This is a genomic window from Colwellia polaris (assembly GCF_002104515.1).
GTDB lineage: Bacteria > Pseudomonadota > Gammaproteobacteria > Enterobacterales > Alteromonadaceae > Cognaticolwellia > Cognaticolwellia polaris.
This window is the reverse complement of record NZ_NBOE01000002.1, coordinates 591,713-604,342: the sequence shown is the minus strand read 5'-3', so window position 1 is coordinate 604,342 and position 12,630 is coordinate 591,713. Positions and strand designations below refer to the sequence as shown.

At 39.8% G+C, this 12,630-nt stretch carries 10 protein-coding genes; 2 read left to right on the top strand and 8 right to left on the bottom strand.

Going from position 1 to position 12,630, the window contains the following annotated elements:
• Window positions 1–217: 217 nt before the first annotated feature.
• The gene (locus B6A32_RS07065; RefSeq protein ID WP_085302341.1) at window positions 218–430 is read right to left on the bottom strand and encodes a hypothetical protein; all 213 of its coding nucleotides are present in this window, start codon (window positions 428–430) and stop codon (window positions 218–220) included.
• 515 nt (window positions 431–945) lie between these two features.
• Window positions 946–1,341: a DUF4019 domain-containing protein gene (locus tag B6A32_RS07060; RefSeq protein WP_085302339.1), complete on the bottom strand. Its 396-nt coding sequence runs from the start codon at window positions 1,339–1,341 to the stop codon at window positions 946–948.
• Window positions 1,342–1,641: 300 nt separating this feature from the next.
• Here B6A32_RS07060 and B6A32_RS07055 point away from each other — a divergent pair, with 300 nt between their 5' ends.
• Both B6A32_RS07055 and B6A32_RS07050 read left to right on the top strand, forming a co-directional pair.
• Window positions 1,642–2,604 (top strand): integron integrase, encoded by a 963-nt coding sequence (locus tag B6A32_RS07055; protein WP_085302337.1) that lies wholly within the window; start codon window positions 1,642–1,644, stop codon window positions 2,602–2,604.
• A 13-nt stretch (window positions 2,605–2,617) separates the two neighbouring features.
• Window positions 2,618–3,034, top strand: coding sequence for a hypothetical protein (locus B6A32_RS07050; protein WP_085302335.1), 417 nt, complete (start codon window positions 2,618–2,620; stop codon window positions 3,032–3,034).
• A 63-nt stretch (window positions 3,035–3,097) separates the two neighbouring features.
• Here B6A32_RS07050 and gcvP read toward each other — a convergent pair whose 3' ends face one another.
• The 6 genes from gcvP to pepP form a co-directional block, all read right to left on the bottom strand.
• Window positions 3,098–6,010 carry an aminomethyl-transferring glycine dehydrogenase gene (gene gcvP, locus B6A32_RS07045; protein WP_085302333.1) on the bottom strand — a complete coding sequence of 971 codons (2,913 nt, stop codon included), beginning with the start codon at window positions 6,008–6,010 and terminating at the stop codon, window positions 3,098–3,100.
• A 202-nt stretch (window positions 6,011–6,212) separates the two neighbouring features.
• Window positions 6,213–6,602: a glycine cleavage system protein GcvH gene (gcvH, locus tag B6A32_RS07040; protein ID WP_085302331.1), complete on the bottom strand. Its 390-nt coding sequence runs from the start codon at window positions 6,600–6,602 to the stop codon at window positions 6,213–6,215.
• A 164-nt stretch (window positions 6,603–6,766) separates the two neighbouring features.
• On the bottom strand, window positions 6,767–7,855 hold the full coding sequence (gcvT, locus tag B6A32_RS07035) for a glycine cleavage system aminomethyltransferase GcvT (protein ID WP_085302329.1): 1,089 nt from the start codon (window positions 7,853–7,855) through the stop codon (window positions 6,767–6,769).
• 492 nt (window positions 7,856–8,347) lie between these two features.
• Window positions 8,348–9,670, bottom strand: coding sequence for a UbiH/UbiF/VisC/COQ6 family ubiquinone biosynthesis hydroxylase (locus B6A32_RS07030; protein WP_085302327.1), 1,323 nt, complete (start codon window positions 9,668–9,670; stop codon window positions 8,348–8,350).
• A 95-nt stretch (window positions 9,671–9,765) separates the two neighbouring features.
• The gene (gene ubiH / locus B6A32_RS07025; protein ID WP_233131339.1) at window positions 9,766–11,043 is read right to left on the bottom strand and encodes a 2-octaprenyl-6-methoxyphenyl hydroxylase; all 1,278 of its coding nucleotides are present in this window, start codon (window positions 11,041–11,043) and stop codon (window positions 9,766–9,768) included.
• 104 nt (window positions 11,044–11,147) lie between these two features.
• Complete coding sequence (gene pepP, locus B6A32_RS07020; protein WP_085302325.1) at window positions 11,148–12,482, bottom strand: Xaa-Pro aminopeptidase; 1,335 nt, start codon at window positions 12,480–12,482, stop codon at window positions 11,148–11,150.
• Window positions 12,483–12,630: the final 148 nt, after the last annotated feature.

Here is a 12,630-nt window from a genome sequence, read left to right as displayed (position 1 = left end):
ATAACCGACGAAATTACTTGCTTCATTCTATGCGTTAACTCACTCAACTTAAAAAGAGAAAAAATTATGGCTCGAAAAAAAGCAGGATATTTTGCGGTTTAACTTGACGTGGGGAGTCATACCAACGCCCAATTAACAGGCAAAAAATGGTTGGCTAAAATAGGTGAACGTAGTGAACAAAAAGCCAACTGTTTTTTGTCCTTGTTGAATTGCCTTGTTAGGTGTTTTTACTCTGTTTATTTGAAATGATAGCTATTGCTGCGAAACTTAAACCTGCAACTGTAGATATTACCGCAGATTGTAAACCTGCATCATGACCAGAAATATGCCCATTTGATAAGTTATACATAACTGGCGATACAGCATAAAACAAACCAATTGATAGGCCTGTAATTGCTGAAATAATTCCGACTTTCTTACCTAATAACATACGAATTCCCTTTTATAATTTAAACTCAGGACTAGTTGTTTATTAACAATCCTTGAGAAACACCTAACGCCCAAATAATGGGCTAAGTACATTTTGCTACAATGCGCGGAGCGCGAGCAAACTGTACGTGTCCCGTTGATTTGCTTGTTAGCAGCAAAGTGACTTAGCGCACTATAATTACCAAACATGCAAAAACTTAATTAGTGGAAGTGAGAAGCAAAAAATACGCTGCACTACTTACCCACCAAAACACGATTGATAAACAATAACAAAAATGCTTACCAATCAATTAAAAAACTAAACTTGAACACAAAAAAGGAAGGAAAGCTAAGAGCACCAATCCTTTGTTGAGAAATATCCAATTAGCCAAACACATTTATAAATAGAATAAGTAGTGCCTGCTAACGCCCATTTAAGGGGCTGATAATTGTTTGCTAAAATGTGTAGCGAAGCGGAACCGAGCAAACTGTTAGCAGTCCCGCTTTAAATTCTTGTTAGCTGTATCTACACCAATACTACTTAATGAAATAACCAACAGGAAGCCATTTACCGCTACTTTTACTTAGCGTTAAAGTTTCAGTTGCTGATTTTTTATGTTGAAAGTCGGTTTGAAATTGAATAACTAAATATTCACCGTCTGGAACACCAGGAAGTGTTGCGTATTCTTTAGCACCTAACTCTGAACGTGAATTTACTTTACCCAAAGGAGCACGAACACCTTTAAGGGCTGCATCCCATTTATTTTGTGATAGTTGTGATTGAAAAAATGAATCTGATTTTTGCCAGCTTTCCGAGTAATTACCAGCATCAACTATGTTAAGCCATTCTCTTGCTGCTGTTGAACCTGAAGATTCATTTGCAGAAACAAAAGAAGAAATACACAGTGTTAAGATTAATATTAGTTTTTTCATAATAACTCCTTTTATTCTAAAGTTTAATAATATTGCCATACTTAAAATACAGCTAACAGCTTATTATGAGGAAAAATTCCTTGTTTAAACAAGGAAAAAATCCTTCTTTCATATTTTACGATAATCAAAACATACCTTATTTATTCAATATCTACAATAAGTTACTCATAAAACATTTCGTTATGTTAAAGACATAAACGAGAATATTTCCTTTTTATTGGATGAAAGCAGGAAACCGCACTAAACTGTACAAATATACAGTTAAATTTATGACGAAACAAAATAAATAAGGATAAATATATGAGCTCTCTTTTTCTTACCCATATTAAAGAGCAGATGTGGACAAAAAGGTATGCTAAACGCACTATCGAGTCTTATTTATATTGGATAAAAGCGTTTATCATTTTTAATAATAAGCGACACCCTAACACTTGCCATAATCATGAGGTTGAGTCTTTTCTCTCACACTTATCTAATGTCGTTAATGTCGCACCTAAAACACAGGCACTAGCATTGAATGCCTTATCGTATATGTACAAATATGTGCTTAAAAATGAATTAACATTGGAATTAAACTTTAATAAAAGCCATATTCAGCAAAAACTACCTGTGGTATTAACTCAAAAAGAAATATCAGCATTGCTTGTACAAATTGACGCTAACTATCAATTAATTTGTCAACTTATGTATGGTAGCGGCCTACGATTAATGGAAGCTGTTCGTTTACGAGTACAAGATATAGACTTTGATTTTTATACTGTAAGAGTTTGGCAAGGTAAGGGAGGGAAAAACCGCTGTGTGACTTTGGCAAAAGAGCTTATTGATGCATTAAAGATGCAAATAAATAGCGTTGAACTACTTTTTAGCTGTGACTCTAAAACCCCTGACTATCAGGGTGTGTATTTGCCTTTCGCACTTAGTAGGAAGTACCCTAACGCACGAAAAGAGTTGGGATGGCATTATTTGTTTCCTTCAAAAAGACTCAGTATAGATCCTGAAGTAAATGCGCTTAGACGACATCATATAAATGAAACATCAATAAGGAAAGTAGTAAAACAAGCGGCAAAGAAAGCGCGTATAGAAAAAAAGGTTACTTGTCATACATTACGTCACTCATTTGCTACGCATTTATTACAGCGAGGCGCAGACATAAGAACAGTTCAAGAGCAATTAGGCCATACTGACATTAGAACAACACAAATATATACTCATGTTATGCAAGCTGGTGCGAATGGTGTGCGTAGCCCTTTATCTGACTTATAAATAGGAGAAATTCATGGGCATAAGTCCAAGAGTGCACTTTTTTGACCAGTACGGCAAAATAGCAAAAATTCCATACCGTAAATTCGAACGCCTATTAAATGCCGACAAGGCTATATGTTTCCCTAAGTACGCTTCTGAGAAGGTTAAGTGTTCAATATCTTATGTTGAAATGGAAAATCGTCAGGCAATTGAAATTCTTCATTGTGACTATTTACTGATACCTTTTAATAAACAGGGTCAATTAGATGTAGACCGATATGCACAGGGCACAGCATTAAAGTTTCAGTCTATTGATCTGCTTAATAAATTTAACAATATTACTTATATACAACCTGAATTAGCAAAAAAACAATATATGAAGGACTTTACATGGCAGGCAACCACACAACAAATTGATGCCATAGTAGCGCATATTTTTTCTAGCAAATAAAACGAAAAAGGCGAACCATTTCTGGTTCGCCTTTCTAATCAAAGCGCTAAATTTTTGAAAAAATTAATCTTCATAACTAGAAACAGGCGGACAACTACAAATTAAATTACGATCCCCATATACATCATCAATACGGTTAACCGTTGGCCAGAATTTATTCGCTGCTGCCGCAGGTACTGGGAATACAGCTTCTTGAATGGTGTAACCACGTTCCCAAGATGCGGTAATATCCGCTAGTGTGTGCGGTGCGTTGTGCAGTGGGTTGTCTTCGCTTGTCCACTCACCTGAGGCAACTTTACGTACTTCATCACGAATCGACATCATGGCTTCAATGAAACGGTCTAGTTCAACTTTTGATTCAGATTCAGTTGGCTCAATCATGAATGTACCCGCTACTGGGAACGACATGGTAGGTGCATGGAAACCGTAATCCATTAAACGCTTAGCGATATCGACTTCTGTAACACCAGATTCCACTTTAAGTGGACGTAAATCAATAATACATTCGTGCGCAACACGGCCATTTTTATCTGAATATAAAATTGGGTAGTGTTGGCTAAGTTTTGTTGCTAAGTAGTTAGCGTTAGTAATGGCGTATTTAGTTGCGTCTGTAACACCTTTTTTACCCAGTAAAGCAACGTAAAGGTATGAGATACATAAAATGCCTGCACTACCGTATGGTGCGGCTGAAACAGCGCCGTTACCTTTGGTGTTTTCGTTTACGTTGATCAATGCATGGTCAGGCAAAAATGGTGCTAAATGCGATTTAACGCCGATAGGACCCATACCTGGACCGCCGCCGCCGTGTGGAATAGCGAAGGTTTTGTGTAAGTTTAAGTGTGAAACGTCTGCGCCAATAAAGCCTGGTGATGTAACACCTACTTGAGCGTTCATATTTGCGCCATCAAGGTAAACTTGACCACCGTGTTCATGCACTATGTTACAAATTTCAGCAATGGTAGTTTCGTATACACCGTGCGTAGACGGGTACGTGATCATGATACAAGAAAGGTTCTCGGCTAACTCTTCTGCTTTCGCTTTTAAGTCGGCCATGTCAACGTTACCTGATTTATCACAAGCAACTACAACGACTTTCATACCTACCATCATCGCTGATGCTGGGTTAGTACCGTGCGCAGAAGATGGAATTAAACAAATGTTACGATGTGAATCGCCACGACTTTCGTGGTATTTGTGAATTGCGATTAAGCCAGCATATTCACCTTGCGCGCCTGAGTTTGGCTGCATTGAAATATTGTCGTAGCCGGTAAGCTCAACTAACCAGTCGCCTAGCTCGTCAATCATATGCTTGTAGCCTTGTGCTTGGTCAACAGGTGCAAACGGATGCATGTTGGCAAATTCAGGCCATGAAACTGGGATCATTTGAGCAGTAGCGTTAAGTTTCATGGTACAAGAGCCCAATGAAATCATAGAGTGGTTAAGCGCTAAATCTTTGTTTTCTAACTTTTTGATGTAACGTAGCATCTCAGTTTCGCTGTGATACGAGTTAAATACTGGGTGCGTTAGAATGGCTGATTCACGCTGTAATGCTGCAGGAATTGACGAATGACCACTGTCGGTTATTTGTTGGTCAAGTGCTGCTACGTCTAAACCGTGCCCTTCGCCTAATAAAATATTGAATAAGTTTTGTACTTTTTCACGCGTTGTTGTTTCATCTACTGATATGCTGATTTGACCTTCAACGTCTGTACGGAAGTTAACGCCAGCAGCTAATGCACGTGCAACGATTTCGTCTTTGTTATACTGACCTTCAGAAAAGTTAAAAGTAAGCGTATCAAAGTAGTTAGCGTGAATTGGCGTTAAACCTTTACTTGCGGTACCTAAACATAAAATATCAGCAAAACGGTGAATACGTTGCGCAATAGTTTTTAAGCCTTTTGGACCATGGTAAACCGCATAAAATGCTGCCATGTTGGCTAGTAACACTTGTGCTGTACAAATGTTTGAGTTGGCTTTTTCGCGGCGAATGTGTTGCTCGCGCGTTTGCATAGCCATACGCAATGCTGGGTTGTTGCGTGTGTCTTTCGATACACCAATAATACGGCCCGGCAATGAACGTTTGAATTTATCAGAGGTTGTGAAAAATGCAGCGTGTGGCCCGCCGTAACCCATTGGAACACCAAAACGTTGGGTTGTACCAATAACGGCATCAGCACCTAACTCACCCGGTGCTTTTAATAACACTAAGCTCATAATGTCGGCAGCAACAGCAACAATACCCTTGTTGTCGTGTACTTTAGCAATTAAATCGCTAATGTCTGTTATTTCACCCGTTGCACTTGGGTATTGCAATAATGCGCCAAATACATCGTGATTAACGACTTCGTTAGCTGGGGCTACAACAATGTCGAAATCGAACATTTCGGCACGTTGTTTTACTACGTCAATGGTTTGCGGGTATACGTCGCTTGAGATAAAGAACAAGTTTGATTTTTTGTTTTTAGATACGCGTTTCGCTAATGCCATAGCTTCAGCTGCTGCAGTACCTTCATCCAGTAATGACGCTGACGCTAGGTCTAAACCTGTTAGGTCGATACACATTTGTTGGAAGTTTAATAATGACTCTAAACGACCTTGAGCAATTTCTGGTTGGTATGGCGTGTAAGCCGTGTACCAGCCTGGATTTTCTAACACGTTACGTAAAATAACGTTTGGGGTAAGTGTGCCGTAGTAACCTAAACCAATATATGTCTCGTTTACCTTGTTCAAGCTTGCAACTTTTTTCAAGTCGATTAGTGCTTGCACTTCAGTTTTGCTTTCTTCGATAGCAGGTAAATCAGCTAAACGAATATCACTAGGTACGATTTGGTCGATAAGCGCGTCAACAGAGTCAGCACCAATGTCTTTGAGCATAGCTTGCGTTTGCTCAGCATTTGGACCAATGTGGCGGCTAATAAAATTTTGTCTTTGCTCTAATTCAGCTAAAGATAACGAGTCATTATTTTGAGTAGACATAAAACAGCTTCACTATAAAGTTGATAGTATTTAAAAAACAAAGCCTCGAACTACTAGTCAGTCGGAGGCTTAAATATCGTTTTCGTAAACAATCTGCTTTTAGGCAAGGCGCTAAAGTTGTGAGTCGTATGAGCTTAGTGTACTAAGTGATTACGACGAATAACGAAAGCAACGCAGTATAAAAGTAGAGTGTGCCCGAAAACTAGTCTTCGTCGATCGAGTTTGCATACCCTTCAGCATCTAGCAAGCTATCTAACTCGCCTTCGTCTTCAATTTTCAATTTGAATAACCAACCGTCACCAAACGCGTCAGAGTTAACTAGCTCTGGTGAATCTTCAAGGTCTTCATTCACTTCTACAACTTCACCTGTAACCGGTGCGTAAATGTCTGATGCAGCTTTAACTGACTCAGCTACAGCAACGTCGTCGCCTGTGCTTACGGTATCGCCAACTTCTGGTAACTCAACAAATACCATGTCGCCTAAAAGGTCTTGTGCGTGTTCTGTAATACCTACAGTAACTACACCGTTACCTTCGTTACGTACCCATTCGTGTGATGTTGCATATTTTAATTCTGAAGGAATGTTGCTCATTGTTTGGTTCCTAGTCTGTATTTTAAAATTTTTGTTTAAATGACCATAGTATGAAGCTGCTTGCGCGTTTCAATTGATACTATAGCTTAAATATTCTGCAATTTAATAGGGTTTTATTACGCATTAATAAAAGTGCGTGTTAACCCTATATTAGTAAGAAATAGTTAAAAAACTTTTTTGCCGTTACGTACAAAGCTTGGCTTAATTACTTGAACTTTTACTAGCTTTTTACGCATTTCAACTTCTACTGTACTGCCTAATGCTGTACTACGTGGTACACGTGCCATGGCAATACTGTGGCCTAAAGTAGGAGAGAATGTTCCTGAAGTAATAATACCTTCGCCTGCTGCTGTAATTACTTTTAAGCCTGTGCGTAAAACACCTTTTTCTTCAAGCACTAAGCCGACTAATTTAGGTTGGTCACCCGCAGCACGTTGCGCCGCTAATACTTCACGGCCATTAAAGTTACGATCTTCTGGTTCCCAGCTAATGGTCCACGCCATGTTAGCGGCTAATGGTGAAACGCTTTCGTCCATGTCTAAACCGTAAAGGTTCATGCCGGCTTCTAAGCGAAGCGTATCACGAGCACCTAAACCACAAGGCTTAACGCCTGCGTCTAGTAATTGTTGCCAAAGATCGGCAGCTTGTTCAGCGGGTAAAGCAATTTCGTAACCGTTTTCACCGGTGTAGCCCGTTGTAGCGATAAATAAGTCGCCCGCTTGTGCTGAGAAAAATGGCTTCATGCCTTCAACAGCTTTATTTTGCTCTGCGCTAAGTAATGTTGCTACTTTAGCTTTAGCTTGAGGGCCTTGTACAGCGATCATGGCAAATTCAGGACGTTCAGTAATGACTACGTCAAATTCAGCTGATTGGGCGTTGATCCAAGCTAAGTCTTTTTCACGCGTTGCTGAGTTCACCACTAAACGGTAATCAGTTGTTGTGAAAAAATAAACAATTAAGTCGTCAATTACGCCGCCTTCTTCATTACACATGCCGGTATATAAAGCTTTACCTGCAACGTCTAACTTGGCAACGTCGTTAATAACTAAACGGCGTAAAAATGCTTGTGCATCTTGGCCTTGAACGTCAACAATGGTCATGTGTGAAACGTCGAACATACCAGCGTCGGTGCGCACTGCATGATGTTCTTCAATTTGAGAACCATAGTTAATCGGCATATCCCAACCGTAAAAATCAACCATTTTAGCGCCAGCTTCAATGTGCTTGGCGTGTAATACTGTTTTATTTGACATGCTACGTTTCACTCACGTTAGTTGTTTTATCTAGCAATAAAGTGCTTTTAACAGCACTATTTTATACCTTTGCGTATAAACCTAGAATAAAGACGAATGATTTACAAAAAGTGCTAAAGATTATAGCCGCGAGTAATCGTTGATTCAACAGATAAAATGGCATAATAAAAATAAAAACCCGACTAAATAATCTATTCCAAATTATATTTTCAAAAGTAGCACTTTGAAAAATATAATTCCTTTAGGGTATAAAAACTCAGCAACTTGTGGGCTAAAATTTTATATTGTTGATATGTTGCTGAGAAACTATTTTTTTATCATGTGGTTTTAATGCATTTAAAGCGGGTAAAAGCACTGATTTACTTGACCTTATAGTCAACAAAATAGCCAAACTAACGAGGCCTACTCAGAAAAAGTTAAGACCTTAAAGCGTAATATTACTTAACCTGAACTCTGGATAAGCATTCATTATCTAGAGTTCAGGTTAAACAGCTATTTCGAAGATAGTGAATTAGCAGATAATGGCTTAGCGCTCGCTTTAGCCAATACAGGTAAGTTTTCTTTAAAGCCTAACGCTTGGTTGATCATCACAGCTTTAGCCGGTGTAAACTTATTAAGCAACGACATACCTAAACCTCGTAATAATTTAATCGCACTTTGTTGCGGACTAAAGCTTTGTTTAATGGCTTCCATGGCGGCGATCATTTCTGCGGCTTCACTTTTACGCCAGCGGGCAAATTGTTGCAACGATTTATCGCTATACCAAGCGTTGTCGTCGAGCATGCCTTTAGCTTGAGCTTTACTCAGTTGTTCGCTAATCGTTTGCGACAATGCTACGGCATCGAGCAAACCTAAATTAACACCTTGGCCAGCTAACGGGTGAATAGTATGGGCAGCATCGCCAACCAACACCATACGACCTTTTACAAACTCTTGTGAAAAACGCATGGTTAACGGATAAGTAATGCGCTCGCTCAGGAGTTTAACTTCGCCAAGTTTGCCATCGCTAGCTGCGGTTATTTCTTTGCCAAACTCTTCGGCTGATAAAGCCGTTAAGCGCGAGGCTTCTTCAGGACTAGTTGACCAAACAATAGAACATAAATCTTTTTGATATAGCGGCAGCAACGCCAAAGGGCCTGTTGCTAGAAATACTTGCCAAGCCGTACTTTGATGACCTTGCTGGCATTTTACAGTAGCTACCATGGCATGATGATCATAGTCTCGAAAAGTTAACGGTACGTTCATTTGCTTACGTACCCAAGAGTTAGCGCCGTCTGCCCCTACCACTAACTTTGCCACTATTGGCATAGCTTGACTGTTGCTGCTGTCGCTAGACTCAAAGGTAGCAAATACTTCGTTATCGCTTGGGCTTAATTGTTGCAGTTTATGCTCAGTAAAAAATACGATACCACTGTCTTGTTCTGCCTTGTGCCACAGTGCGTTGCGAATAACGTTATTTTCGATAATAAAGCCCAGTTGTTCGGGATTGTTGGCAACGCTGGTGTGGTTAACATCGTTTAATGAGAAATCTAATTGTCCGTAGCCCGCTTTGTCCCAAATATGCATGTCGTGATATGGCTGGGTGCGCTGAGCAATAATGTCTTGCCAAACATTTAGGTTACTAAATATTTGTTGGCTCGCGGCATTTATAGCACTAACGCGTAGTTCTGGTTCATCGCTAAGGGTATCACTTAAGTTGCCAACTGGCGCGTTGTCGACAATAGCTACACTGAGCTCGGTTTGTTGGCGAATGGCAAGCGCCAAGGTTAAGCCAACCATGCCGCCGCCGACAATTAATAGATCAAATTTTTGCATGTTTAGCCATATTCAATTTGGTTATATTTACGTTTTTAATCGTCATATTTTAAGGGTTATGTGTTTTATGCTCATAGATATCTTTAATCTAATGATTAATAGCCCATGGTTTTCTTAACAAGTGCGTTTTTCAAACTCGGCAAATAGTTTACTACTTTTAAACCAATATTACGCCCTGCAACTAATGGCGGTAGTTGATTCGAAAATAAAGTAACTAACGAGTCGGTTAAGTTGATCACTTGCTTTTGATCTTGCCCTCGCGCTTTGCCATATTGCATTAAATTGGCAAAAGCACCGATATCTTGTTGCTGTAACAAGGCACGTTTAATCACTTCTGTCATGTCGCTTACATCACGCAAACCTAAATTAAAGCCTTGTCCGGCAATAGGATGAATAGTGTGAGAGGCATTACCAATTAGAGCCATGCGATGATAAACCTGTTCATTAGCTTGCACTAATTTAAGAGGGTAAGTAACCCGTTTACCGACATGGGTAATATTACCTAGCCAGTGGCCGAATGATTGCGATAATTGCTCAGCAAACTCGTGCTCGGGTAAATTCAGCATTTTGTCAGCAAGTTCAGGGGTTAATGTCCACACTAAAGAACATCGACCTGCGCTATTTTTTGCTGATTTACCTAGTTCAGTTGAGTTATTTTGACTTGCCGTTAAAGGTAACATGGCGATCGGGCCAGTGTCGGTAAAGCGTTCATAAGCAATGTTATTGTGATGAATAGATGTGGCAACATTAGCGATTAAAGCGGTTTGTTGATAATCGCGACTTGTTGTTGCTATGTTAGCAAATGCTCGACAAGGCGACTTTGCGCCATCGCAGGCCAGTAAAAGCGCGGCAGATAATTTTATGCCAGAGTGAAGTTCAACATTTACTTTTTCTGCTTGCCATTTTATTTCGTTAATACTGTCTGGCGTAAACCAAGTTACATGGTTTTTAGTGCTTAAGGTTTTTAGCAGCGCAGCGCCAATGTGGGTCATTTCAGCCACAAAGCCAAGCGCGTCTACTTGGTGGTGTTCGGCATAAAGTCGCGCTTTGCCATAATAACCGCGATCTGAAATATGAATGTTTTGTATCGGCTCAGCATGTTGTTGTAAATGTTGCCATGCACCAATATTATTGAGGTAATTTGCGCTGCCGTGAGATAAGGCTAAAACGCGATTGTCAAAACTAGCGCTTGACTCAGTTAACACTGCATTGGCTTCAATAATGGCAATTTTCAACGGCTGCTGGTTATGATCACGCAAGCCAGATAAGCTTAATGCCATTAAGCTGCCCGATAAACCTCCACCTGAAATAATAACATCAAAATGTTGGCTGCTATCAGGTATATTGTTTGTATCTGCTGCACTCGTTTTCATTATTAACCTGTTGTGTTAATTTACTGCGCTATTTTTACTGCACCGTTTTTACTGCACCGTTTTTAATGCGCCGCTTTTAATCAGCCGCTTTTAATGCACCGCTGTTAATCAGCCATAAGGGCTTCAATATCAGCAATGGTTTTGGGTGCATTCACGGTTAAGTTTTCAAAACCGGTTGCGGTTATCGCGATATTATCTTCTATGCGAACACCAATACCGCGCCACTTTTCATCAACGCTTTTATCTGTACTTGGAATATAAATACCCGGCTCTATTGTTAATACCATCCCGTCAGCAAATGGGCGTAATTGTTCGCGCATTGCGCTGGCATGGTAGTCGCCAACATCATGAACATCGAGCCCTAACCAATGCCCAAGCCCATGAATAAAGTATTTTTTACATGCACGTTGGGCGATTAATATTGTTAAGTTACCTTGTAAAATACCTAAATCGTACAACCCTTTTGTCAGAAATTCACAAACAATACGATTAAGCTCTGCAAGTGTTTGCCCGGGTTTAATTGCTGCAATAGCAAGATTTTGGCTATCGAGCACTAACTGATAAATAAGGCTTTGTGGTTCGCTAAACTTACCATTTACCGGGAAGGTACGAGTAATGTCGGCTGCATAGCCCGCGAGTTCGCCGCCAGCATCTATTAGAAGTAAGTCGCCGTTTTTCAGGGCTTCGTCGTTATCGGTGTAATGTAAAATATTAGCGTTATCGCCACCTGCAACAATAGAGCTATATGCTGGGTAGCGCGCACCATTACTGGCGAATTCGTGTAATAATTCGGCTTCTATTTGATATTCAAACTTGCCTGCTTGGCTTTGCTGCATTGCGCGTTGGTGAGCAGCCCCGCTGATCACGTTAACTTGTCGCATAATATCAAGCTCAGCATTTGACTTATGTAAGCGCATTTCGTCGAGTATGTTATTGCAATCAATCAAGGTTGTTGGCGCTTTAGCCCCGGTGCGAGAGGCTTGTTTGATTTGGCTTAACCAATTAAGTACTTGTTGTTGAAAATCGTTTTGTTCATTTTGACAAATTAACACCGCGGTTTTACCGGTTATTAACGGTATTAGCTGTTCTTCAATATCGGCTAAGGCAAAGCAGTTATCAAATTTATAATCTTTAATCGCTTTGTTTTGCCCTACGCGCCTGCCATGCCACACTTCTTGTAGTGGATCTTTTTCACGAGAAAATAAAACACTTTCGGCGACATCATCAGCTTTAATGATTGCCAAAATAGCATCAGGTTCGTTAAAACCGGTTAAATAATAAAAATGCTTATTTTGGCAAAATGGGTATTCAGTGTCGTTACTGCGCGTTACTTCTTTACCTGCTGCAATAAGCGCGATGCTATTGTTAGGCATTTGTGCGATAAAGTTTTTTCTGCGCTGACAAAATTCAGCCACGGGTAATAAGGTATTTTTGATCATAATTATTAGCTTAATTTCTGTCTGATTAACGTTAGTTACTGATAACTTTCGTACTATTTTCGCATTTTTTTCAAACTATTTTCACACTGAGGGCCGAGTTTAATTATTTGAAGGATTAAACCCAGTCGCTTTATTGTGTTAATGTAGA

Bases quoted from the DNA above. Each gene is read 5' to 3' on its own strand.
- gcvH (WP_085302331.1), bottom strand. From the start codon at position 6,602: ATGAGCAACATTCCTTCAGAATTAAAATATGCAACATCACACGAATGG.
- B6A32_RS07050 (WP_085302335.1), top strand. From the start codon at position 2,618: ATGGGCATAAGTCCAAGAGTGCACTTTTTTGACCAGTACGGCAAAATA.
- pepP (WP_085302325.1), bottom strand. From the start codon at position 12,482: ATGATCAAAAATACCTTATTACCCGTGGCTGAATTTTGTCAGCGCAGA.
- ubiH (WP_233131339.1), bottom strand. From the start codon at position 11,043: ATGAAAACGAGTGCAGCAGATACAAACAATATACCTGATAGCAGCCAA.
- B6A32_RS07055 (WP_085302337.1), top strand. From the start codon at position 1,642: ATGAGCTCTCTTTTTCTTACCCATATTAAAGAGCAGATGTGGACAAAA.
- B6A32_RS07030 (WP_085302327.1), bottom strand. From the start codon at position 9,670: ATGCAAAAATTTGATCTATTAATTGTCGGCGGCGGCATGGTTGGCTTA.
- gcvP (WP_085302333.1), bottom strand. From the start codon at position 6,010: ATGTCTACTCAAAATAATGACTCGTTATCTTTAGCTGAATTAGAGCAA.
- B6A32_RS07060 (WP_085302339.1), bottom strand. From the start codon at position 1,341: ATGAAAAAACTAATATTAATCTTAACACTGTGTATTTCTTCTTTTGTT.
- B6A32_RS07065 (WP_085302341.1), bottom strand. From the start codon at position 430: ATGTTATTAGGTAAGAAAGTCGGAATTATTTCAGCAATTACAGGCCTA.
- gcvT (WP_085302329.1), bottom strand. From the start codon at position 7,855: ATGTCAAATAAAACAGTATTACACGCCAAGCACATTGAAGCTGGCGCT.